Origin of the sequence: Rhizobium sp. B21/90, assembly GCF_019355815.1 — a bacterium.
GTDB classification, from domain to species: domain Bacteria; phylum Pseudomonadota; class Alphaproteobacteria; order Rhizobiales; family Rhizobiaceae; genus Rhizobium; species Rhizobium rhododendri.
The window spans coordinates 3339402-3362083 of record NZ_CP072162.1 but is presented as its reverse complement, the minus strand read 5'-3'; the positions used below and the strand labels follow the sequence as shown (position 1 = coordinate 3362083).

General features: G+C 60.0%; 23 protein-coding genes. All 23 read left to right on the top strand.

The features are described from left to right. Window positions 1-7 precede the first annotated feature (7 nt). The 23 genes from J5278_RS16275 (at window position 8) to J5278_RS16165 (ending at window position 22616) form a co-directional block, all read left to right on the top strand. Window positions 8-928, top strand: a complete 921-nt coding sequence (locus tag J5278_RS16275) for a flagellin (protein WP_142824015.1) — start codon at window positions 8-10, stop codon at window positions 926-928. 241 nt (window positions 929-1169) lie between these two features. Further along, complete coding sequence (locus tag J5278_RS16270) at window positions 1170-2090, top strand: flagellin (protein ID WP_142824016.1); 921 nt, start codon at window positions 1170-1172, stop codon at window positions 2088-2090. 236 nt (window positions 2091-2326) lie between these two features. After that, window positions 2327-3301 carry a flagellin gene (locus J5278_RS16265; RefSeq protein WP_209182825.1) on the top strand — a complete coding sequence of 325 codons (975 nt, stop codon included), beginning with the start codon at window positions 2327-2329 and terminating at the stop codon, window positions 3299-3301. A 237-nt stretch (window positions 3302-3538) separates the two neighbouring features. Further along, complete coding sequence (locus J5278_RS16260; protein ID WP_209182826.1) at window positions 3539-4186, top strand: hypothetical protein; 648 nt, start codon at window positions 3539-3541, stop codon at window positions 4184-4186. Then, window positions 4183-5550, top strand: a complete 1368-nt coding sequence (locus tag J5278_RS16255) for a MotB family protein (protein ID WP_209182827.1) — start codon at window positions 4183-4185, stop codon at window positions 5548-5550. The genes J5278_RS16260 and J5278_RS16255 overlap by 4 nt, the downstream gene beginning before the upstream one ends. A 3-nt stretch (window positions 5551-5553) precedes the next feature. After that, window positions 5554-6855: a chemotaxis protein MotC gene (gene motC / locus J5278_RS16250; RefSeq protein ID WP_209182828.1), complete on the top strand. Its 1302-nt coding sequence runs from the start codon at window positions 5554-5556 to the stop codon at window positions 6853-6855. 2 nt (window positions 6856-6857) lie between these two features. Then, the gene (locus tag J5278_RS16245; RefSeq protein ID WP_209187331.1) at window positions 6858-8450 is read left to right on the top strand and encodes a flagellar hook-length control protein FliK; all 1593 of its coding nucleotides are present in this window, start codon (window positions 6858-6860) and stop codon (window positions 8448-8450) included. Then, the gene (locus J5278_RS16240) at window positions 8362-8961 is read left to right on the top strand and encodes a transglycosylase SLT domain-containing protein (protein ID WP_142824451.1); all 600 of its coding nucleotides are present in this window, start codon (window positions 8362-8364) and stop codon (window positions 8959-8961) included. The genes J5278_RS16245 and J5278_RS16240 overlap by 89 nt, the downstream gene beginning before the upstream one ends. Window positions 8962-9242: 281 nt before the next feature. Continuing rightward, on the top strand, window positions 9243-9914 hold the full coding sequence (gene rem, locus J5278_RS16235; protein ID WP_209182853.1) for a transcriptional activator Rem: 672 nt from the start codon (window positions 9243-9245) through the stop codon (window positions 9912-9914). 150 nt (window positions 9915-10064) lie between these two features. Next, window positions 10065-11330, top strand: coding sequence for a flagellar hook protein FlgE (locus J5278_RS16230; RefSeq protein WP_209182854.1), 1266 nt, complete (start codon window positions 10065-10067; stop codon window positions 11328-11330). Between the two features lie 21 nt (window positions 11331-11351). Further along, complete coding sequence (gene flgK, locus J5278_RS16225; protein WP_209182855.1) at window positions 11352-12818, top strand: flagellar hook-associated protein FlgK; 1467 nt, start codon at window positions 11352-11354, stop codon at window positions 12816-12818. 11 nt (window positions 12819-12829) lie between these two features. Next, the gene (locus tag J5278_RS16220) at window positions 12830-13888 is read left to right on the top strand and encodes a flagellar hook-associated family protein (RefSeq protein WP_209182856.1); all 1059 of its coding nucleotides are present in this window, start codon (window positions 12830-12832) and stop codon (window positions 13886-13888) included. A 37-nt stretch (window positions 13889-13925) separates the two neighbouring features. After that, window positions 13926-14273, top strand: a complete 348-nt coding sequence (gene flaF / locus J5278_RS16215; RefSeq protein WP_111216860.1) for a flagellar biosynthesis regulator FlaF — start codon at window positions 13926-13928, stop codon at window positions 14271-14273. Then, window positions 14270-14719, top strand: a complete 450-nt coding sequence (flbT, locus tag J5278_RS16210; protein ID WP_111216862.1) for a flagellar biosynthesis repressor FlbT — start codon at window positions 14270-14272, stop codon at window positions 14717-14719. The genes flaF and flbT overlap by 4 nt, the downstream gene beginning before the upstream one ends. Beyond that, complete coding sequence (gene flgD / locus J5278_RS16205; protein WP_142824026.1) at window positions 14710-15225, top strand: flagellar hook assembly protein FlgD; 516 nt, start codon at window positions 14710-14712, stop codon at window positions 15223-15225. Before flbT ends, flgD begins: the two co-directional genes overlap by 10 nt. A 111-nt stretch (window positions 15226-15336) precedes the next feature. Further along, window positions 15337-15603, top strand: a complete 267-nt coding sequence (gene fliQ, locus J5278_RS16200; RefSeq protein ID WP_111216865.1) for a flagellar biosynthesis protein FliQ — start codon at window positions 15337-15339, stop codon at window positions 15601-15603. A gap of 124 nt (window positions 15604-15727) precedes the next feature. Continuing rightward, entirely contained in the window at window positions 15728-17815 is a 2088-nt protein-coding gene (gene flhA / locus J5278_RS16195; RefSeq protein ID WP_142824027.1) for a flagellar biosynthesis protein FlhA, read from the top strand. Beyond that, a complete protein-coding gene (fliR, locus tag J5278_RS16190; RefSeq protein ID WP_142824028.1) occupies window positions 17812-18564 on the top strand; it encodes a flagellar biosynthetic protein FliR in 753 nt (250 codons plus the stop codon). The genes flhA and fliR overlap by 4 nt, the downstream gene beginning before the upstream one ends. Window positions 18565-18579: 15 nt before the next feature. Beyond that, window positions 18580-18999 (top strand): hypothetical protein, encoded by a 420-nt coding sequence (locus tag J5278_RS16185; RefSeq protein WP_142824029.1) that lies wholly within the window; start codon window positions 18580-18582, stop codon window positions 18997-18999. 31 nt (window positions 19000-19030) lie between these two features. Next, window positions 19031-19630 (top strand): rod-binding protein, encoded by a 600-nt coding sequence (locus J5278_RS16180; RefSeq protein WP_111217405.1) that lies wholly within the window; start codon window positions 19031-19033, stop codon window positions 19628-19630. Between the two features lie 13 nt (window positions 19631-19643). Then, complete coding sequence (locus J5278_RS16175) at window positions 19644-20012, top strand: hypothetical protein (RefSeq protein WP_111217407.1); 369 nt, start codon at window positions 19644-19646, stop codon at window positions 20010-20012. Then, entirely contained in the window at window positions 20009-20554 is a 546-nt protein-coding gene (locus J5278_RS16170; protein WP_142824030.1) for a flagellar basal body-associated FliL family protein, read from the top strand. The genes J5278_RS16175 and J5278_RS16170 overlap by 4 nt, the downstream gene beginning before the upstream one ends. Before the next feature lie 136 nt (window positions 20555-20690). After that, window positions 20691-22616, top strand: coding sequence for a hypothetical protein (locus J5278_RS16165; RefSeq protein ID WP_209182858.1), 1926 nt, complete (start codon window positions 20691-20693; stop codon window positions 22614-22616). Window positions 22617-22682 lie beyond the last annotated feature (66 nt).

Sequence of the window (22682 nt, the reverse complement as noted above, 5' to 3'; positions counted from 1 at the left end):
AAATCTTATGACGAGCATCAACACCAATAATGCTGCGATGGCAGCCCTTTCCACATTGCGTGGAATCAACAGCAGTCTCCAGTCGACCCAGAGCGCTGTCTCTTCGGGCCTGCGTATTTCCAACGCTTCCCAGAACGCAGCCTATTGGTCGATTGCAACCACAATGAAGTCGGATATCGGCGCGATCGGCGCAGTATCGGACGCCCTCGGTCTGGGTGCTGCAAAGGTCGACACGGCCTACACGGCGATGGATAGCGCCATCGACATCGTCGGCCAGATCAAGAACAAGCTCGTCACCGCCAAGGAAGGCAGTGTCGACAAGGCCAAGGTCCAGGAAGAACTCGGTCAGCTCCAGGCCCAACTGAAGAGCGTTGCCGAGTCGGCCTCCTTCAACGGTGCAAACTGGGTTGTTGCCGCCTCCGGCGGTTCTGCTTCGGTCGTCTCCTCCTTCGTGCGCAACGGTTCGGGCGGCGTCGCTGTCACAGAGTCCTCCTACTCGTTCAACACAGGGTCGCAGGGCAACGTGTTGTTCGGCGTCAACAGTAGCGGCGAAGCCGAAACCAGCTCCGGCATTCTGGGCACGACCGAACACATCGGCTCCTCGGACTTCTCCGTTTACAGCCTCGATATCCGCGGCATGACGGGTTCCGGCATCGACAGCTCGATGAACATGGTGGAATCTGCCCTGCAGGCCATGACCACTGCTGCTGCCCAGCTCGGTTCGCTGTCCAGCCGTATCGACCTCCAGACGACGTTCGCCTCGTCGCTGAGCGATGCCATCACCTCGGGTGTCGGCAAGCTCGTCGATGCCAACATGGAACAGGAATCGAGCAAGCTCTCGGCGCTGCAGACGCAGCAGCAGCTGGCGGTCCAGTCGCTGTCGATTGCCAACTCCTCTTCGCAGAACATCCTGTCGCTGTTCAAGTAAGCGTACGCCTTACTACATAAGCCAATCACTGAGCCGCGCCCCAAGGGGCGCGGTTTTATTTTTACGATACATAAAAAAGGCCAGAGTTAACGATCTGTTAACCAAATTTGTGTCATCTCGAGCTAACGCAACGGTTGGTTAACCTGTCCTAATGGTCTGTTAACAGGCATGACGCCGGTCTCCGTTCCCGGCCCTTCCGGAATGTCCCTTCTAATTCACGCCGATCAAGGGGCACCTCGACATGACCAGCATTCTTACCAACGTTCCAGCCATGTCTGCATTGCAGACACTGCGCAGCATCAATACCAACCTGCAGGACACGCAGAGCCGGGTATCTTCCGGATATCGCGTCGGCAAGGCTTCGGACAATGCGGCCTACTGGTCGATTGCGACCACGATGCGCTCCGACAACAGCGCCCTTTCAGCTGTCTCCGACGCCCTTGGCCTTGGCGCCGCGAAAGTCGATACAGCCTACACGGCTATGGATAGCGCCATCGAGGTGGTCCAGAACATCAAGAACAAGCTCGTCACCGCCAAGGAAGGCAGCGTCGACAAGAAGGATGTCCAGGAAGAAATCTCCCAGCTCCAGCAGCAATTGGAAAGCGTTGCCGAGTCCGCGTCCTTCTCCGGCCAGAACTGGATGATCGCTTCAGACGGTGCCTCAGCCTCGGTCGTATCGTCGTTCGTGCGCACCAGCACCGGCGGTGTCGCGGTCAACAGCACCAGCTATCGCTTCAATGCCAGCTCGCAGGGCAATGTCCTGTTCGGCTCCAACGCCTACGGAGAGGTCAACACCTCCAGCGGCATCATCGGCAGCGGCTCCCTTTTTGGCGCGACGACATTTTCTGTCTACAGCCTCGATATCAAGGGCATGACCTCCGGACAGGTCGACAAGGCCCTGACCATGGTCGAATCAGCGCTGCAGGCGATGACCACAGCGGCATCGCAACTGGGCTCGCTTGCCAATCGCATTGATCTGCAGACGAACTTTGTCTCGGCGCTGGGCGACACGATCGATGCCGGCGTCGGCAAGCTCGTCGATGCCAATATGGAAGAGGAATCGAGCAAGCTGACTGCCCTGCAAACCCAGCAGCAGCTCGCCATCCAGTCCCTGTCCATCGCCAACAGCAGCGCCCAGAACGTCCTGTCGCTGTTCAAATAACGGCCCGCCATCCGGCGGTCTCAGAGGCCAAGCCTTGAGTGTAGCTTGCGCGGCAATTGCTAAGGTCGATTTAGCGCTTGCCGCGTGGCTTCATCGCTTGTTAATGATAATACGCAGCAGTTTGTTGCAAGCGACAGGCCAAGCCGGAGAACATCCGCGCAGGCTGGCATGAAGCCGAAAAGTCGCCGCCGGTCAGCCCGGCCTGGCACCTTCACACACATCGCGGGCATCATTCCATGAGCAGCTTGACCACGAACGCTTTTGCGCTTGGCGCACTCACTGTCTTGCGCGGTGTCAACAAGGACCTGAGCACGGCCCAGCAGCAGGTGTCGTCCGGCTACCGTATCGGCTCTGCCGCTGACGATCCGTCCTACTGGTCGATGTCCATGACGATGAAGTCGGACAGCTCGAGCCTTAAGACCATCGGCGACGCGATGTCGCTTGGCGCCAGCAAGGTCGACACCGCCTACACGGCGATGACCTCGGTGATCGACGTGCTGACGGAGATCCAGGCAAAGCTCGTCAGCGCGAGCGAGACGGGTGTCGACAAGGACAAGCTCAATACGGATATCCAGGCACTCAAGGCGCAGTTGCAATCCACCGTCGAATCCGCGTCCTTTGCCGGTTCGAACTGGCTGTACAATTCGCAAGGGGTCGCCGACACGAGCCAGTCGGTCATCAGCAATTTCGTTCGAGGTACCTCAGGCCAGGTCACGCTCAACACGATCGACTACGATTCCTCGCAGTCCCTGATGATCGACACGGCTGATCCCAGCCGCGGCTTGCTCACCAAGACCGTCGATGCCAACAGCATCGCTTCCGACGGCACAGGCACGGCGCGCAATTACTATCTTCTGGCGCCGGCAGGCTCGATAGGGACGTCTGGAGGCACGGAAATCTCGCTGAGCGCCGCCACGACGTCCGGCCAGGTGACCGACATGCTCAATGTCACGCATTCGCTGCTGACGGCAGCAACGTCTGCGGCATCGAACATGGGCGTCACTAAGGCGCGCATCGACAGCCAGACGACCTTCGTTGCGGGTCTTCAGGACGCCATCGACACCAGTGTCGGCGACCTCGTGGATACCAACATGGAAGAGGCCTCGGCGCGCGTCACGTCTCTGACGACAGCCCAGCAACTGGGCGTCCAGTCGCTTTCCATTGCAAACACGATGGCCAGCAAGATCCTGGTCTTGCTGCAGAACGGCTGAGGGTCGATCGAACGGGCCGGGTGGCATCATTCACCTTCGCACAAGTTTGAACTCCTACTTTCCCGTCATCGGGTACGAACCTGTCGGTCGAACGACTGGGCGTGCCGGACGGAATTTGCAGTCGCTTGACGGAACCGGAAGCGGAATGATCAACGTGTTGAACACCAAAGTCCCACCGACGGCGCCAGCCGCCGCACGTCTGAAGGCGATTTTCCAGCAAGCATTCAGGGTGGCATCATGACCCGGATGCTATCGCGTTACCTGAAGGACTTCGGTGCGGAGCAGCCGGCCCCGGCAGCACCCCCTGCGCCGGTGCTCAGAAGCATGCCGTTCGAAGACACCATGGTCTTTCCGGAGCCGGAAGAGCTACCGATAGTCGATCTCGCGGCCGAGCGTCGCGAAGCCTATGCCGAAGGGCATGAGGCAGCCACGCTTTCGTTGTCCGAGGCGCACCAGGAGGAACTGGACGCGATCATGCTCGCCCATGAAGCGGCGCTGGAAGAACTGAAACAGAAATTTGAAACCGAAGCGGTGGAGCGCATCGCCGAGAATTTCCAGCAGATGGCGACTGCAATCGGTCTCGCCGTCAGTGCCGAGGTTGCCCGCGCGCTATCGCCGATCCTCACCGAAACGCTCACGCAGAAGGCAATCGACGAACTCGCAGGCCGCGTCACGGCGGCGGTTCTCGACGGCGCTGTGGGCCCGATTGCCGTTAGTGGACGGCGCGTCATGTTCGACAGCCTTGCCGCCAAGATCGATCCGGACGGCGTGCTTCTGACCTTCGTCGAGGCGCAGGACGTCGACCTCTGCGTTACCATTGGCGACGCCGTGCTCGTGACCCGCATGTCGGCCTGGGCCGATAGCCTGAGGAACGTCCTTTCATGAGCGACGCTGAAAATCACCACAACGGCAAGAACGAAATCATCATCATCAAGCGGCACGGCGGCGGCGACCACGAGGGTGGCCACGGCGGCGCCTGGAAGATCGCTTATGCCGACTTCATGACCGCTCTGATGGCCTTCTTCCTGGTGATGTGGCTGGTCAATGCATCGAATGCGGAAACCAAGGCCTCCGTTGCGTCCTACTTCAATCCCATCAAGCTTGCCGATACCAAGCCTACCGAAAAAGGCCTGAAAAAGCCGGTAGACGCTGCGGAAGGCGAGCAGAAGCAGGAAAAATCCAAGGAAAATTCCGACCAGCAGACGAATGGCGCCTCGGCCGCTTCCGGCGAGGACCAGACGTCGACGGCCGGCGACCAGACCAACTATTCCGAAGCCGATTTTTTCGAGAACCCCTATTCGGTTCTGTCGGAAATCGCCCAGGAGGTAGGTCAGCAGGCCAATGTCAGCGCCAAGGGCGAAGGCGGTGCCAGCACCTCCGGTCCGGCAACCGGCGCCGACGGCGGCAAGGCCTACCGGGATCCCTTCGATCCCGATTTCTGGACGAAGCAGGTAAAGGTTACTCCTAGCTCCAAACCGGACGGCGGTGAAGCCAGCAAGACGGACGACGAGCCGAAGGGCGAGGTCGTTGCCATGGCAAAGGCCACCGCGTCCGACAACGGTCCGGTATCCGACAAGCCGCAGACACCCGAGACGCAGGCCTCTGCCAGCGATCAGGCGCAGCAACCGCCGCCCGACAATCCGCCGATCCCTGAAAAGATGCCCGAGGGTATGCAGAAGCCGATGGATGCTGCCGAGAAAGCAGCCGCCGATGCCGCGCAGGCTGCGGAGACCGCCGCGGAAAAGGCTGCCGATGCGGCAAAGCCAGTATCGACCGCCGCCGAGAAGCAAGACGCCAAGGCGCTGCAGGCCACCATCCAGAAGGAAATCGGTGGCGTCGCCGGGAAACTCGCCGAAGGTCTGATCGTCACCCCTGCCGAGGGCGGGTTGCTGGTAACCATTTCGGACCAGAGCAACGACCCGATGTTCAACATCGGCTCAGCCGTGCCGCGCAAGGAGATGGTTCTGGCAATGGCGAAGATCGGCAAGATACTCGCTGACCGGCCCGGCGCCATCGTGCTGCGCGGACACACCGACGGACGGCAGTACAAGGCTGGTGAGAGCGACAACTGGCGCCTGTCGCTGGACCGCGCCCAGAGCGCCTATTACATGCTCGTCCACGGCGGCCTCGATGAGAAACGCATTTCGCAGGTCTCTGGCTTCGCGGACCGTCGCCTGAAGATGCCCGAGGACCCGTTCAACAACGCCAATCGTCGTATCGAGATCCTGGTTCAGGGGAGCCAGGGATAGTTCATGGCGCGCAGGAAGCATCGATACGGGCTGACGCTCACCCTGGCTCTCGGCGCGTTTTCGCCGGGAGTAGGGCATGCCGACGACAAGGACCTGGCACCCTACAAGATGCTGAGATCCCTGCAGTTTGTGCAGGATTCCGTCGTGCTCGGCGATCACTCTGCCGAGGAGATGCAGCGCTTCATGCTGTCGACCATCGACGATCGCCTGCGATCTGCCGACAGGTCCGTCTTCGACGATGTCCGCAATGTCGACGCGGCGCTGGTGTATACGATGAGCGGCGGTAATCCGGACACTCTGGAATTCCTGATGGCACGCGATGTCGACGGTCATTTCGACAATCGCGTCGCAGATGTCCTGCGCAAATACCTGAGTGGCAAAGGCTTGCTCATCGTCAAGACGCTGGCCGACACGGCCAAGGAATATCGCGACAAGAAGATCGGTCCTTACCTGTCGCTGGTCGCAGCCAATGTCATGAGCGCCAAAGACCCGAAGGCTGCCCTTAAGCTCTACGACTGGGCGCGCCTGACGAGCCCCGGGACGATTGTCGAAGAGGCGGCCCTCAGGCGCTCGATGGCTTTGTCGACCGAGGCAAAGATGGTTCCGCAAAGCCTCACCTACTCGCAACTCTACGCCCGCCGCTTCCTGCATTCGCCCTATGCCAGCCAGTTTGCCGATCTCTTCGTAAAGCTCGTGGTCGATCACAACACCGAGATAAAGCCGGAGGACATAATCGATATCCTCTCGTTCATGGACGGGGCGCGAAAGCGTGAGGTCTATCTTCGTATCGCCAGGAGCGCGACGATTGCCGGCAAGAACGATCTCGCCCGGATGGCATCGGCCCAGGCGGCGGCTATTCCGAGCGATGGCAGCGACTCGTTCAACCAGCTTGCCAACTTCTACGGTGGCGTCGCCAATGTCTCGACGGACAAGGCTGACGCCGCGGCCCACGATATCAACGAAATTCCAGAGGGCGAGTTGAACGCCAGGGACCGGGCGCTGCGCGACGCTGCGAAGACGGTCGCCGACGCGGTGACGCGGCTTCCCGAGCCGCAAAGCTTGACGCAAGCTTCACTCACTAAGCCTGCTAACGGAGAGACCCGACACGATGGAGCCGCAAGCGTCGAGACGCTAGGGACGAAAAGTCCCGCTGCGGCGGCTGTCGGGCAAGGAGCCGCCGCAAGCGCGGCTCAACCCCATGATGGAGGGGGGCAGGATGCCGACTCTTCGTTCACCACATTCGTGACATCAAGCCAATCGAAGCTCGACGCGCTTGACGGACTTTTGAAGCAGGAAGGCAATTGACCATGGCCGGTATCGGTATCACCAGCGCTTCCGCCGGGTCTGATGTCGTTTCTCTTTCAAAAAGCAGCAGCCGGAGCAAGGGCTCGGGTAGCGATTCCCAGGGGTTCCAGGATGCGCTCAGCAGCTCCGGAAACAGCACGGACGCGAATGCCGCGTCTAAGCGCAGCGCCGCCGATACAAGTTCGGTCGACACGACCGCTTCTGAGCCCGATACCGGCAAGGCGACAGGCGATACCCTGCTTCAAGCCAGCAACTCGGCCACTGGGTCGGCCACCCCGGCGCCAGTCGGCGACGGCACGTTGCTTCCCGTACCTCCGGTCGCGCCACCCGTGCCCGGCGCCCCCCTCGTTTCGCTGCCCGCTGCCCCGGTGGCCGTGCCCGCTGCCCTCGCTCTTGTCGTCCCTGCAGATGATGGTGCTGCGGTGAAATTGCCAGCCGCCGATATCGCCCAGCAGCTGGCCGATGTCGTTGCCGGCGCGGCGACAGGCGAGCCCGCCACACCCGTCAAAGGCGATCTTCCCGGCGTCAAGGGCAGCAAAAGCGGCGCTGCCGCCGACGATAGCAAGGACGGTGATGCCAATGCATCAGACGCCAGTGTCGCCAGCGGCGCGGTGGCTGACGTGCTGTCGCTGCTCGGAGCCGGTTTGTCGGCCGCTGCCATCCCCGCGCAGACCTCCGCCAGCGTCCTTGCCGCAGCCGGGCAGCTCCACACCGGCAATGGCAAGATCGATCCCGGCGCGGCCTCTGTTGCAAATGCGCTTCCGGCCGACGCCGCGGACGACAGCGGCGACGCCGTTGCCGTGGGCATGGCCATGCTGGCGCCGTCAATGGGCAGCGCTGGCCAGGGCAATGCCGTTGCCGGCACATCTACCGACGGTGACGCCCCCGTAACGTTCAACGTCGATCGGGCGAGTGGCAAGGTACAGTCGCTGGATCTCTCAGCGAGCCGGAATGCGGACGATACGCCTCAGCTCGACATCAAATCGGCAGGTAGCGATACCGGGGCCACCGTCACTGTCCTCGACTCCCGACGCTTCGTCGGCCTCGCCGATGGCTCGAATTCGGCACTGGTTGCCAATTCGCTGACGGGCAACAAGGACTGGGCAGCGGCCATGCAGCCCAATGCGGCGCTGACCGGAGCATCGGCGACAACAAGTGCCAGCAAAGTCATGAACACTCTGAAAATTCAGATGAATCCGGATAATCTCGGGATCGTCACCGCGACCATGCGGCTTTCGGGCGAGCAGCTTTCCGTCGATCTCAAGGTCCATTCCGCCGAGGCCTACCGGCAGCTCAGCAACGACCAGAGCGCGATGATCGATTCATTGCGCCAGCAGGGCTATAGCGTCGATCGCATGACCGTGACCTATACCGCGCCGGACACATCGAGCAACAACCAGCAGAGCCCCCAGGGCCAGCAGCAGCAACAACCCGGCACAAGCCAGGGGCAGGGCAGCGATGGCCAGGCTCGCAGACACAATTCAGGACGACAGGCCGGTGATCAAGATGGTATCTCGCGCGCAGGCAACGTGGGTACGGACGATAGCGTTGCTGGCGGTGCTCAGCGGGCTCGTGCCGGGGGCGTCTATCTCTGACGCCAGCGCTTCCACCACGGAAGGAATGTGCGAGCGGGAAATCCAGGCGGCGGCGCTGAAATACGGAATTCCCGAAGGCATACTCTACTCGGTCGGGTTGACCGAAACGGGGCGCAAGGGCTCTCTCTACCCCTTCGCCATGAATATCGAAGGCAAGCCATTCTTCCCGGCATCTGAAAATGCGGCACTGCAGCTCTTCGCGCAAGCGCATCAGAGCGGTGCCAAATTGATCGATATTGGTTGTATGCAGATCAACCAATACTTTCATGGCGAGAACTTCGCGTCGGTCGAGGCGATGTTCGATCCCCACAGCAATGTCGAATATGCGGCCAAGTTTTTGAGCGTTTTGCACGACAAGCACGAGACCTGGACGATGGCGGTGGCGCGCTATCATGCTGGTCCGAACAACAACCCGGCGCAGAAGGTTTACGTCTGTCGGGTGATCGCCAATCTCGTCGCCACCGGTTACGGAAAATGGACGCCTAACGCAGCCACATTTTGCCGGGAATGACCCCCGATAAAGTTGTATTAATGCCACATTTTAGCGCTTCTCAATATGGCGAGAACGTGAACGAAAAAGGCATGGCAATAGCCGTCTTCAAAATGTATTAATTTTTCCACCGCTTTCTTGTGTTAAAATGATGCGCCACCCACTAGATATGGTTCAAATCGGGGCGTGAAACTTAAGCAATTATTAACTCTCGCCACTCACTTCCCACAGTTGTTCGCGATTCGCTCGATTCGTACCCATAGCGACATTGGAAACATCCACAACTGATTCGGAGGCGGCGAATGATCGTAGTGGTTGACGAACGCGGACTTGTTAAAGACGGCTACACATCTCTCTTTGGGCGAGAGGGAATTCCTTCAACGGGGTTCGACCCCAAGGAGTTTGGCGAGTGGGTCCAGACGGCGGCAGATAGCGATATCGCGGCAGTCGAGGCCTTCCTCATCGGCCAGGGCGAGCATGTACATCAGCTTCCCCGGGCGATCCGCGATCGGACACTTGCGCCGGTCATCGCGGTCAGCGATCACCCCTCGCTTGAAGCGACGCTTGCACTTTTTGATTGTGGTGTCGACGATGTCGTCCGTAAGCCGGTGCACCCTCGCGAAATCCTGGCACGGGCAGCGGCCATCCGCCGTCGCCTGAAGGCAGTCGCTAATTTCACTGACGTCGGTGGCATCCGGGTTTTCTCCGATGGTCGCGATCCGGAAGTGCATGGCGAAGTCTTCGCCCTGCCGCGCCGCGAGCGCCGCATCCTGGAATATCTGATTTCCAACCGCGGACGTCGCGTCACCAAGACGCAGATCTTCAACGCGATCTACGGCATCTTCGACGAGGAAGTCGAAGAGAACGTCGTTGAAAGCCATATCTCCAAGCTGCGCAAGAAGCTGCGCAAGAAGCTCGGCTTCGACCCAGTCGATTCCAAGCGTTTCCTTGGCTACTGCATCGACTGGAGCTAAGCCTGCGGCTTCGACTGGGAATGATTTCCAGTCGATTTTGAACTACCCGAAAAGCCGCCTCATGATGATCTGCTTTTCCTCTCCCCACCAGACAGCTTCACGCAAGGCCCATTGATTAGTCTTGCGATAACGGGAAAACGAGGATTTCAGATGAGTCTTTTCGGTAGCATGAAGACGGCGGTTTCGGGGATGAATGCCCAAGCAAACCGCTTGAGCACGGTCTCCGACAACATCGCCAATTCGGCAACGACGGGCTACAAGTCCTCGTCGACAAGCTTTTCATCGCTCGTCCTGCCGACCACGGCCGGCACTTACAGTTCCGGTGGTGTTGCCACCTCGGTACAGTATGCGATTTCACAGCAGGGCGGTCTCTCCTACACCTCGTCCACGACGGACTTGGCCATCCAGGGCGAAGGATTTTTCGTCGTCCAGGATGCGGCCGGAACCCCTTACCTGACACGCGCCGGTGACTTTTCGCCGGATGCAAACGGCAACCTGGTCAATGCTGCGGGCTATAGCCTTATGGGTTATTCCTACGGCTCCGGTTCGCCGTCGGTGGTCGTCAACGGCTTTGATGGTCTCGTGCCGATCAATACGGAATCGCAGGGCCTGACGGCTGTCGCATCGACCACAGCTTCGTTCTCCGGCAATCTCGATTCGACAGCCGCAGTCGCCACCGGCAACTTGCCCGCAAGCAACACTGCTCCGGTGACAACCGATACCAAGAAGACTTCGCTGATTGCCTACGATACCCAGGGCAACAAGGTGCAGTACGACTTCTACTACACGAAGACGGCGGCTGATACCTGGGACGTCTCGGTCTATCGCGGCTCCGATGCCGCCACCGGCGGCACGTCATCCTTTCCGTATTCATCTGCAGCAGTCGGCTCCGGGACGTTGGTCTTCGATTCCAGCGGCAAGATTACCAGTGGTGGTACGCTTGCCATCAGCGACCCGAATGCTGTCAGTGGTACACAAGACATCGCTGTCGACATCTCCGGCTTCTCGCAGCTCGCGGCCTCTTTCGGCGCGACCGGCAAGGCAGACGGTCAGGCACCGAGCGCAGTCAACAAGGTCACCGTCGGCACCGATGGCACCGTAACGGCGCAATATGCAGACGGCACCAGCAAGCCGCTGTATCGCATTCCGCTGGCCAATGTCGCGAGCCCGGACAATCTGACGGTTCTCAGCGGCAACGTTTACTCCGCCAATGGACAGTCAGGCGTCACGGTTACCGGTTTCCCGCAGTCGAGCGGTCTTGGCTACATCCAGGCAGGTGCGTTGGAAGAATCCAATGTCGATCTCGCCGGCGAACTGACGACGATGATCCAGGCACAGAAAAGCTATACGGCGAATTCCAAGGTGTTTCAGACCGGTTCGGATCTGATGGACGTTCTTGTGAACCTCGTCCGATAATAAATTAAGGTACTGCCGAGCATGACACTCACCCAGGCACTCAATACCGCGCAGGCGATCTTCAACAACACGGGCAAGCAAAGCGCCGTCGTGTCGAACAACATCGCCAACTCCAGCAACGCGGATTACACCCGACGTCAGGCGATGACTACCATCTCCGCCGACGGTGCGACGGTGGTACAGATTGCCCGCTCGGCAGAACCTTCGCTTCAGCGCCAGCTGCTCGCGTCAACCTCGGCAGATGCCGCCCAGCAGCGGCTTCTGACCGGCCTCGGCGACATCCAGTCGACGATCGGCGGCAACGACAGCGAGACAGCGCCGTCGACCTACCTTGCCAATTTCCGAGAGGCTCTCCAGGCTTATGCTGCGGCCCCGAACAGCAACACGACAGCGCAGGCGGCTGTAACGGCGGCCCAGGACGTTGCCAATTCGCTGAACCAGTCGACAGCATCGGTGCAGACCATCCGCACCAACGCCGACAAGGAAATCGCTACCACCGTCGGTACGCTGAACTCATTGCTCGGCCAATTCCAGACCGCCAACGATGCCGTCAAGACGGCGACAGGATCGGGTGCAGACGCCAGCAATGCGCTCGACCAGCGCGATGCGGTCCTCAAGCAGATCTCTTCCATAGTCGGGGTCAAGACGGTCAACCGCGCCAACGGCGACATGGCACTGTATACGTCTGACGGCGCGACCCTGTTTGAAACACTTCCCCGGGCAGTCACCTTCACCCCGACCAATGGCTATTCGGCCAGCAGCACCGGCAACAGCGTTTATATCGACGGCGTTGCCCTCGCACCGGGAAGTGGCGCCAACACCACGGCCAAGGGTACGCTGCAGGCGCTGCTTCAGATCCGCGACGTCGAGGCGCCGACCTATCAGAAGCAGCTGGACGAGATCGGCCGCGGCCTGGTCACGATGTTCTCCGAGACCAACACGACGGACGGTTCCAAGCTCCCCGGCCTGTTCACTTATACGGACTCCGGCGGCAATCCGGGCGACACGCCCACGTCTGCCACCGTCATCGACGGCATGGCGGCCTCGATCACCGTCAATCCGGCGGTCATTACCTCTGCGGACGGAAACCCGAACCTTCTGCGCGATGGTGGTATCAACGGTACCGACTACGTCAACAATACTTCCGGCGACGCAGGCTATTCCACGCAGCTGGATGCCTACGACACGGCAATGGGCACGGCCATAGACTTCGATCCGAGCGCCGGTGTCGACAGCAACTCCAGCATCATGGATTTTGCATCGAACTCGGTTGGCTGGGTGGAAAGCGAACGCAGCGCCGCATCGACCGCAGCTGAAAATACGGCAGCTTCCTCGTCTCGCTCGACGGAAGCCTATTCGAACGGAACGGGGGTCAACCTCGACGAAGAACTCACTTTGATGATGGACATCGAGCAATCCTACAAGGCCGGCACAAAAATCCTGAGCGCGGTCAACGATATGCTCACTGCCCTCCTTCAACTGAACTGACGGGTTAAGCCATGAAACTCTCCGCCATCTCAAGCAGTGCCATTCAGAACGCCATGCGGCTGACGATAAAGCAGTCGCAGAACGAGATGACCAAGGCCTCTCTGGAGGCAACGACTGGCGTCTACGCCGACATGGGCGTATCGCTGGGTGGCAACATCTCGCAGAGCATCGACATGACGCGCGACGTTTCCCGTCTCGACTCGCTTACGGCCAGCAATTCCACGGCGGCGGCGCGCATGACCGCGACGCAAAGCGGGCTTGCGGATATGACGAGCCAGTCACAGACGTTCCTAGATCAGCTGGTAGCCTTGCAGGGCAATCAGGATGCAAGCAGCATCGCGCTGTCCCAGACCACGGCGACATCGACGATCTCCTCCTTCGTCGCCGACGCAAACACGCAGCTGAACGGCCAGTACATCTTTGCGGGTACCAATACCGACGTCCAGCCTGTGACCGACCAGACCACGGCCGCAACGGCAGCAATACAGTCGGCACTGACAGATTACATGGCGGCCCAGTCGCCACCGGTGACTTCCAAGAGCGACCTGACTGCCGACCAGATGAACGATTTCATCAGCACCAAGGTGCAGCCGATGTTCTTGGACGACACGTCGCCGGCCCCGAACTGGAGCAGCTGGTCGAGTGCTTCCGACCAGAACATGACAAGCCGGATCAACAACTCCGAAGTGATCGAGACGTCGACCAACAGCAACGCTTCCGGCATGCGTTACATGGCGCTGTCGGCCACGGTCGCCAAGGCGCTGATGGGAACCGATATCAGCAAGGCGGCGCTAAACGCGGTGACGACGAACGCCATCAGCTTCGCCCGCCAAGGCATCGACGGCATGAATGCGCAGGCCAGCCAGCTTGGCCTGTCGCAGTCCCGGGTCACCAAGGCGAACGATGCCATCAGTGCCCAGAAGGACATCATAAACAACCGGATCGTCGACCTTCAGGGCGTCGATCCGTACGAGGCATCTACCAAGGTCAACAGTTTGGAAACCCAGCTGCAGACTGCCTACACCATCGTCTCGAAAATTCAGCAGTTGAGTCTCGTAAATTACCTTTGATGATCAAAGGGGCGTAATGACCAGGAAGGATGCATGAATGTATCAGTTCTCATATGCAGAAATCATGCAGGACGCAGTGGCCGACGCAAAGGAGCGGGAACGCCAGGTCCTTGATCGGTCGGTCGCTCTTCTGACGGCTGCGATGCAAAAAGAAAAATACGGTCGAGAATCGATCGAGGCACTTTTTTACACAAGACGTGTCTGGGTTGCCTTCATCGAGGATCTCAAGAACCCCGAAAATCAGCTTGATGTCACCCTGCGTGCCAACCTTATCTCTATCGCCATCTGGATCTTGAAGGAATGCGACAGGATAAGGCGACGGAAGTCGACAAACTACCAGGGCATCATCGACGTCACAACCATCATCAGGGATGGACTTAAATGAAAAGTACACTTCGCATATCGCTTAAAGCCGGCGAACGGATCTTCATCAACGGAGCCGTGCTGCGCGTCGACCGCAAGGTCGCTCTCGAATTCCTGAACGACGTGACATTCCTCCTGGAAAACCACGTTCTCCAGCCCGAGGACGCAACGACTCCATTGCGCCAGCTCTATTTCATCGCCCAGATGATCCTGATCAATCCGGAAGGCAAGGATCAGTCGACGGTGCTGTTCCGCAAGTCGATCGTCATGCTGCTCAGCTGCTTCAAGAATGAAGAAGTCCTGGCCGAACTGAAGCGCATCGACGGGCTGGTCGCGACCGGCAAGGCATTCGATGCACTGAAGTCTATCCGCGGCCTCTACGTCGTTGAAGACAGCATCCTCAACAGCCCGGAAATGCCGGCTGCCACCATCGAGCAGATCCGCCGGGAAATCGCACCATGGCGGTAACACCAGTCAGCACCGTCGCAGGTGCTACCGCGACGGGGGCCACGGCAACTGCTACCGCCACGGGGACAAGCAGCGCCGCAGCAACCAACGCGACGACTGCGGCGGCAAGCGCATCGCTGAACTACAACGACTTCCTTCAGCTGCTGATTGCCCAGATGAAGACGCAGGATCCGACGTCACCGATGGACGCCAGCGCGCAGATCTCGCAGCTCGCCAGCTTCTCGCAGGTGGAACAGCAGATCAAGACGAACGCCCATCTGGAAACTGTCCTGTCGAACCAGATGCTGTCCCAGGCGGCAAGCTACGTCGGCAAGACGATCGTCAGCGCCGATGCCACGGTAACCGGCGTCGTCAAGGAAGTCAGCGTCTATTCGGACGGTATCCTTGCAATTACCGCTGCCGGCGATAAGGTCCTGATACAGCCGGGAATCAGTGTCACCGACGGAACAGTGGTGAAGCCGACAGGCACGAGCACGACGACAGACACCGCTTCGACAGCCAAATAGAGCTTTCGATCTGGCTTCAGTCACTCCTGCTGTGGAGGTCCACTGAAACCGAAAATATATTGGCGCGGTCGCGGCTGGCGAGCGTGCCTTGAACACAGGAAATTGGCCGAGATGAACGAAGCCGATGCATTGGATATCTTTCAGGCGGCGATCTGGACCGTGCTGATATCGGCCGGTCCGGCGGTTGCCGCAGCGATGATCGTCGGCATCGTCATTGCGCTCGTCCAAGCGCTGACGCAGGTTCAGGAAGCGACCTTGACGTTCGTGCCGAAGATTGTCGCTGTTTTCGTGACGATCGGCATCACGGCGCCGTTTGTCGGTTCGCAGATCGGCATTTTCACTAATCTGGTCTTTTCCCGTATCCAGTCTGGCTTCTAGCGGACCAGATCGGGCTGCAGGCGTGTGAGCCATCCTCGCGCAAGCTTCATCCTGTAACTCGACAGGAGAATACGGCAAGCGGTTCGTCCGCCGGCCTCCTCTCATGAAGAGACGGACCTGAAGAATGGCGTTACCTCCTTCGCTGCCCCTGCCGAAAGTCGCCCCGAGTTTCCGCGACGTAGGATTTGCCGTCGGCATCGTCTCGATGCTCTGCATCCTGTTCCTGCCGATCCCGCCGTTCCTCATCGACATGGGCCTGGCTTTCTCGATCGCGCTGTCCGTCCTCATCCTGATGGTCGCGCTGTGGATCCAGAAGCCGCTTGAATTCTCGTCGTTCCCGACCATTCTTCTGATCGCCACGATGACCCGCCTGGCGCTGAATATCGCGACGACGCGCGTGATCCTGGCCCATGGCTACGAGGGCGACTATGCGGCCGGCGGCGTTATTGCAGGCTTCGCCAATCTCGTCATGTCCGGCGACTTCGTCATCGGACTGATCGTCTTCCTGATTCTCATCACCATCAACTTCATCGTCATCACCAAGGGTGCAACGCGTATCGCTGAAGTCGGCGCCCGCTTCACCCTCGATGCCATTCCCGGCAAGCAGATGGCCATCGACGCCGACCTTTCGGCCGGCCTCATCGACGAGCGAGAGGCACAGCGCCGGCGCAAGGAGCTGGAAGAGGAGAGTTCCTTCTTCGGCGCGATGGACGGTGCGTCGAAGTTCGTGCGCGGCGATGCGGTCGCCGGCCTGATCATCACCTCGATCAACATCTTCGGCGGCATCATCATCGGCTATTTCCGCCATGGCATGCCGATCGGCCAGGCGGCCGATGTGTTCGTCAAGCTTTCGGTCGGTGACGGCCTTGTGGCGCAGATGCCGGCGCTGATCATCTCGCTTGCAGCCGGCCTGCTCGTTTCGCGCGGCGGCACGTCAGGGTCCACCGACCAGGCCGTCGTCAACCAGCTGAGCGGCTATCCTCGTGCGCTCGGCGTTGCCGCCGGCATGATGTGCCTGCTGGCTATCATGCCCGGACTTCCGTTCATTCCGTTCATCACACTTGGCGGCATCATGGGCGCCGGCGCCTGGTTCATCCCGCGCCAGGCAGAGGCTCTCAACAAGCTCCGCCGCGACGCCGAAGAACAGAAGGTCAGCCAGTCCAAGGATCTCGAGAAGGATTCGGTCAAGAACGTCCTCAAGACCTCCGAGATCGAGCTGGCACTCGGCAAGATCGTCTCGACAAGGCTGCTCGGCGCCCATCAGGAACTGGCATTCCGCGTCGGCAAGATGCGCAAGAAGTTCGCCTCGCAATACGGCTTCGTGGTTCCGGAGATCAAGGTCACCGACGATATCTCCATTGCCGACAAATCCTACCAGATCCGAATCCACGGCACGACCATCGCGTCCAACCTGCTGCGCGTGGGCGAAGTCCTGGTGGTCACCGGCGCCGGCCGCAAGCCGACCGTTCCGGGCGACGATATCCGCGAACCAGCCTTCGGCATGCCGGCCGTCTCGGTCCTCGAAGCCTTCACGGAAGACCTCAAGCGCGAAGGCTTCCAGCCGATCGACAACGTCTCGGTGGTGCTCACCCACATGAGCGAAGTCATCCGGAACAACCTTCCGGCGCTGCTGTCCTACAAGGACGTCAAGATCCTGATCGATCGCCTCGACCCGGAATACAAGAAGCTCGCCGATGAGATCTGCTCCTCGCACATGTCCTACTCGGGCCTGCAAGCCGTGCTGAAGCTGCTGCTTGCCGAGCGCGTGTCCATCCGCAACCTGCATCTCATCCTCGAAGCGGTCGCCGAACTGGCGCCGCATGTGCGCAAGACCGAGCAGATCGTCGAGCACGTCCGGGTCCGCATGTCGCAGCAGCTCTGCGGCGACCTTGCCGACAATGGTGTGCTGCGCGTCCTGCGGCTGGGCTCGAAATGGGATCTGGTGTTCCACCAGGCATTGAAGCGCGATCCAAAGGGCGAAATCATCGAGTTCGACATCGATCCACGCAATCTCGAGGAATTCAGCGAGCAGGCGACGCGAGTTATCCGTGAATTCATGGACAAGGGCTTGCCTTTCGTACTTGTCACGTCGCCGGAAACACGCTCCTATGTGCGCATGATCATCGAACGCCTGTTTGCGACGCTGCCTGTCCTGTCGCATGTGGAATTGGCCAAGGGAATCGAGATCAAGATTCTGGGCGCTATTTCATGATTACAGACCCTCAGGGGACCGTCCTCGCACTCTTTTTGTGCTTCTGTCGCATCGGCGGCTGCGTTATGGTTCTCCCGGGGTTCTCATCGGCCCGCGTGCCGCAGCAGATTCGCGTGCTGCTGGCGGTGGCGCTGTCGATGGCGGTTCTGCCAGTGCTGTGGGACACTATCTATCCGAAGGCCTCACTCGGTGGGCCGCAATATGTGATGCTGATCGCCACCGAATCGCTGATCGGCGTGATGTATGGAATGATGGCCCGGCTCTATACGCTGGGATTGCAGTTCGCCGGGACGATCATCGCCATGATGATCGGTTTGACGTCTCCGGGCGGTGCCGATCCGGTGGAAGACGGCAGCGAAACCGCCATTTCCGGCGTGATTACCTTCTGCGGCCTGATGATCCTCTTCATCATGGATTTCCACCACTACGTTTTCCGCGCGCTTATCGATTCCTACACGCTGATCCCCTTCGGCGGTCATATCGAGATGCAGGCGACGCTGATCTCTTTTACCGATACCCTGCAGGCGACCACCTACATCATGCTGCGGCTTGCCAGCCCTTTTCTGATCTACGGCCTGATGTTCCAGGTTTCGATCGGCTTCATCAATAAGCTCGCACCTCAGATCCCGGTCTACTTCATCTCTACGCCCTATCTGCTGATGGGCGGACTTTTCATGCTCTATCTCAGTCTGGCGGCGATGATCAGCCAGTTTTCCGATGCGTTCCTCAGCGTCTACAACGGTCATTAGCGGGCAGGGCACGAAATGGCGGAACAGAGCCGATCCAAGAAACTGAAGCGCCTCGTGGCCGTCCAGCGCCATCTGGAGCAGATGGCCGAGCAGGAGCTGGCGGAAGCCATGCGCGTGCGCGCCGAGGTCGGGCACTCGATCGACCAGGTTGTGGATGCCATCGGCTCGATCGATGTGGTGCATATGGCCTTTGCCCAGCAATATGCCTGGCGACTGGGTCGCCTGACGCTGCGCGACCAGCAGCTTGAGGGCATGCAGGCGCTTATCGAGATGAATGTGCTGAAGGAGCGGACCAAGGCGGACCGGCTCGAGGAGCATATGATGGATGCCCGCGCCGCAGAATTGCGCGAATCCGACGACAATGCGGTCTACGATATCATCGATCAGCGATTTGCCGCCGTCGCACCAGCCTCCAGCAAGGTTCAAAAACCATAGTCGTCACGAGTTCATACGAAAGGAACGTGACGTGGCTATTTCGCCCCCCAGTGATTTGGTCCTGGATGTTGTAAGAGCAGCCGACCCGACAGACCTGCAGGCAGCGCAGGCCAAGCTTCAGGCCAACCGCGCAGCCTTTGCCGCCACCAGCCTTGCGGAAGCCGGAAACGGCTTTGCGTCGACGGTCGACGTTCTGAACAAGGCCGGCACGCAGGCGGGTCTTGCCAATGCCAACGAACGATCGACGACGGGCAAGGTGCCTGCCGCCTATCAGAAGTTCGAGGCCATGGTGCTCCAGAATTTCGTCAAGAACATCCTGCCAAACAGCGACACGCTCTACGGCAAGGGTACTGCCGGTGAAATGTGGAAGGGCATGATGGCCGAACAGCTCGGTAACACCATGGCCAAGGACGGCGGCGTCGGCATCGCAGCGAAGATGTACCACGAGCAGCTTTCCAAGACCCGGGGAACCGGCGCCGACCACGTCGAGACGAGCGACAACGACAAGCGGCAGGCACTCAGCATGATCGACGACTTCGAGCGCAAGACGTTCGGAACGCCGTCGGCAGAAAACGACAATACCGGTACGACCGTGACAAATCAGGATTCCCTGACGTCGCAGAAAGTGTAAGTGGGGCAAGGCTATGGAAATTATTTCGAACGACTACCGCATCAAGTCTGTCCTGGGCCGGCTGGAACTGATCATCGACAACGAGAACAACCGCATCGGCAAGGACGCGGAATTCGATCTCAAAGTCTCCAACGCCCACAAGAGCCGTTGCCTTTATGAACTGTCGATGCTGTTTCGCGATACCGACCCCGCTGAAATGGCAGCTGCCCACATCGAGCAGCTGCACGGCCTGAAGAAGAAGCTGGTGCTCAACGCGCGTCGCGTCGAAGCCCATCTGGAAGCCGTGCGCGCTGTGGCTGAAATTTTGAAGAATGCCGTGCAGGATGCCGATGCAGACGGCACCTATTCCCAGGAACAGTTCGCGGTGCGTCAGGCAGGATGATCAAGCTCGTCGCCACAGGCCTTTGGGTGTGCGTCGTCACCTTGGTGGCGGTCTACTTTTCCATCCAGATGGCGACAGCCCCGGCCGCAAGCCCGGATGCCAAGCCTTCTGCCAAGGAATTCGTCAAGGGCGAGTCGATCAATGTCCCGATCATTGGCGACACAGGCGTCAGCGGTTATTTTATCACCAAGATTTCCTACATGATGGACAAGGACAAGGCGAAGGATCTCGAAACACCTTTGCCGGCCCTGACGACGGATGCTTTGTTTACGCTGCTGGTCGGCAACAAGATGATCGATATGTCAAAGCCGAAGGCGTTCAATGTCGAAGCCTTTCGCGACGAGATCAAGAAGAACCTGAACGGCCATCTGGGCGGCGAGTATGTCGACAGCGTGGTGATCGAGCAGCTCGACTATCTCTCCAAGGACGAGGTGCGCGCCAACGAGGGCGCGCCTGTCAAGAAAAACATGAAGACGGTACCGATTGTCCCACCGGAAGCCCCGCCCGGCGGCGACGCGGTGAAGGCTGAGAAAACGCACTAAAACAGCGCGCCAATCGTGGAAAGTCGCTTGCCGCGGCCGACTGTTAACCTTTTCTTTCCTATCAAAATTTACAATCGGTTAATCATCCGAATCTGCCGCCGATTGATCGACGGTCCTGTGCGCGAGATCGGCCGTCATGGTACAGAGCGATTTTAAAAACAGAGTGTTCCAGTCCGACAACGACCGGACCGACACTACCTCCGACAGCCGCCAATCCGGGCTGAGCCAGGCCGAATTGCTGGATTTCCTGCAGCGGTCCCTGGCTGGCGAACCTTTTCCCGTTTCCGCTCCTGGTGCCCGCACCGCGCCGGAAGCGACAGTGCCGCTTGCCCTGCGGATTCGGGAAATTCTGCGCACCGATGACAGCCGACCGGCTGCTCCGGAGATGGACGAACCGGCTCAATCCATGGCGATAGACGAGCCAGCGCCCGTTCAGCCTGCGTCGGCCGAATCATCAGCGGTGGATGCCGCGTATTTCGACGCCGATTTGCAGCCCCCGACCGAGTACTCTCCGTCGCTCTCCGAGCCGCAAAAACGCGCAGCCATTTCCTGGGGATCTGCAGCCTTCATCCTCGCGGTCACGGCCGGAAGTGCTCTCGTGCCAATGATGCTTGCGACCCCGCCACACTACGCCGCCCAATCCCGCCTGCAGTTTCTGGGCGCTGCCCGCACGACGCCCGGCTTCGTGGAAGCGACCCTCCAGCGGATCACCTCGCAGCATGCGCTGGCGCAGGTCGTGACGCGCCTGAAACTGGATCATGATGCGGAGTTCAGCGGCGGAAAGGCGACGGCCTATAGCGTCGTCAGGGACCTCCTCACCGACAGCGGTGCTGCAGCCGACAGTTTTTCACGCGCCCAGCTTGCCCTCAAGCAAAGACTGACCATCGCTCCCGATCTGCAATCTGGCGCCATTGCGCTTGTGGCGCGGTCGGAAGATCCGGCAAAGTCTGCCCGCATCGCCAACCTTCTTGCCGACATCGCCGTCCGCGACGCTGCGACCAATCCTTTGGCTTCAGTGCCCGGCGCGGCTGAGCTTGCGCTCGAAAGCGACCGCAAGCGTTTCGACGACGCGACCTCCGCCCTTGCGAATTTCAAAGCGGCTGCCGGTGACGAGAAGATAGCCGCCGCGACCGATCTGATGGCCAGCCGCGAGGCTCTCGGCAACCGGCTTGCCACGGCAAACGCTGCAGTCCAGGCAGCTTCCATCCGCCTGACAGCGGCCAAATCTGTCAGGATGGCCGACGTGCTCGATGGTGCGATCTCCCCAGACCTCGGCTCGCCTGCAGCGCTCGAAGACCTGCGCAATCGCTATGCAGCGGCGAGGAGCACGCTCAGTCAGTTGTCGACACAGCTCGGCCCGCGCCACCCGCGCCTGATCGCGGCTCAGTCGAGCATCGATACCCTGGGGGCGTCGATCCTTGCTGAGATCCGCAAACTTGTGGTTGCCAGCGACGCCGAAGTCAAGACGACCACGGCTGAGGTGAAGCAGTTGAAGGATCGCCTCGCCGAACTCGATGGCCAAAAGGTCGATGTCGATCTCGAGGCATTCCGCCGGTTGCAGGAGAATGTCGAGACCGCCCGGCAGGCCTATGATGCAGCACTCACGGCATCTGAAGAAGCGGCCCCGCAATCGAAGCCCTCCGAGGTTCCGCTGGCGCTGACCACACCTGCCGTGCCCGCAGCAGCACCCATCGATGACGATATGACATGGCGGAGCCTTCGCAGCGCGCTCGGCGGTCTTGCCATCGCGCTGGCGCTCGTGGCCGCCCGTCTGCTGACCCGGAGATCGTTCCGACGCCCGTCGGACGACCATCACGCCGTCGATTTCGATAAGGTCGATCTACTGGTGGATTTTCCTCAGGATCAGGCGCCGGTTCGGGTGCCGCTGGATCAGCCGCAGAAATGTTTTGACGCCAGTGTCGCTGTTGCCAACGACCGCCTGGAACCGGTTGCCGGGCGCACAGAGCCTGAAGCAGCACTGGCCGCAATCATCGATGATGTGGCCTTGCTGCGCGAAAGGGTCGCCAACTACGCTTCGCGGCGCCAGGCCGCTGGCCGCTGAACAAGTCTTCCCGCCGTCTTGCAAATATCGTGTTTTGACATCATAGGGCGTAGACAGGCAAATCCC

Bases quoted from the DNA above. Each gene is read 5' to 3' on its own strand.
- J5278_RS16275 (WP_142824015.1), top strand. From the start codon at position 8: ATGACGAGCATCAACACCAATAATGCTGCGATGGCAGCCCTTTCCACA.
- J5278_RS16270 (WP_142824016.1), top strand. From the start codon at position 1,170: ATGACCAGCATTCTTACCAACGTTCCAGCCATGTCTGCATTGCAGACA.
- J5278_RS16265 (WP_209182825.1), top strand. From the start codon at position 2,327: ATGAGCAGCTTGACCACGAACGCTTTTGCGCTTGGCGCACTCACTGTC.
- J5278_RS16260 (WP_209182826.1), top strand. From the start codon at position 3,539: ATGACCCGGATGCTATCGCGTTACCTGAAGGACTTCGGTGCGGAGCAG.
- J5278_RS16255 (WP_209182827.1), top strand. From the start codon at position 4,183: ATGAGCGACGCTGAAAATCACCACAACGGCAAGAACGAAATCATCATC.
- motC (WP_209182828.1), top strand. From the start codon at position 5,554: ATGGCGCGCAGGAAGCATCGATACGGGCTGACGCTCACCCTGGCTCTC.
- J5278_RS16245 (WP_209187331.1), top strand. From the start codon at position 6,858: ATGGCCGGTATCGGTATCACCAGCGCTTCCGCCGGGTCTGATGTCGTT.
- J5278_RS16240 (WP_142824451.1), top strand. From the start codon at position 8,362: ATGGTATCTCGCGCGCAGGCAACGTGGGTACGGACGATAGCGTTGCTG.
- rem (WP_209182853.1), top strand. From the start codon at position 9,243: ATGATCGTAGTGGTTGACGAACGCGGACTTGTTAAAGACGGCTACACA.
- J5278_RS16230 (WP_209182854.1), top strand. From the start codon at position 10,065: ATGAGTCTTTTCGGTAGCATGAAGACGGCGGTTTCGGGGATGAATGCC.
- flgK (WP_209182855.1), top strand. From the start codon at position 11,352: ATGACACTCACCCAGGCACTCAATACCGCGCAGGCGATCTTCAACAAC.
- J5278_RS16220 (WP_209182856.1), top strand. From the start codon at position 12,830: ATGAAACTCTCCGCCATCTCAAGCAGTGCCATTCAGAACGCCATGCGG.
- flaF (WP_111216860.1), top strand. From the start codon at position 13,926: ATGTATCAGTTCTCATATGCAGAAATCATGCAGGACGCAGTGGCCGAC.
- flbT (WP_111216862.1), top strand. From the start codon at position 14,270: ATGAAAAGTACACTTCGCATATCGCTTAAAGCCGGCGAACGGATCTTC.
- flgD (WP_142824026.1), top strand. From the start codon at position 14,710: ATGGCGGTAACACCAGTCAGCACCGTCGCAGGTGCTACCGCGACGGGG.
- fliQ (WP_111216865.1), top strand. From the start codon at position 15,337: ATGAACGAAGCCGATGCATTGGATATCTTTCAGGCGGCGATCTGGACC.
- flhA (WP_142824027.1), top strand. From the start codon at position 15,728: ATGGCGTTACCTCCTTCGCTGCCCCTGCCGAAAGTCGCCCCGAGTTTC.
- fliR (WP_142824028.1), top strand. From the start codon at position 17,812: ATGATTACAGACCCTCAGGGGACCGTCCTCGCACTCTTTTTGTGCTTC.
- J5278_RS16185 (WP_142824029.1), top strand. From the start codon at position 18,580: ATGGCGGAACAGAGCCGATCCAAGAAACTGAAGCGCCTCGTGGCCGTC.
- J5278_RS16175 (WP_111217407.1), top strand. From the start codon at position 19,644: ATGGAAATTATTTCGAACGACTACCGCATCAAGTCTGTCCTGGGCCGG.
- J5278_RS16170 (WP_142824030.1), top strand. From the start codon at position 20,009: ATGATCAAGCTCGTCGCCACAGGCCTTTGGGTGTGCGTCGTCACCTTG.
- J5278_RS16165 (WP_209182858.1), top strand. From the start codon at position 20,691: ATGGTACAGAGCGATTTTAAAAACAGAGTGTTCCAGTCCGACAACGAC.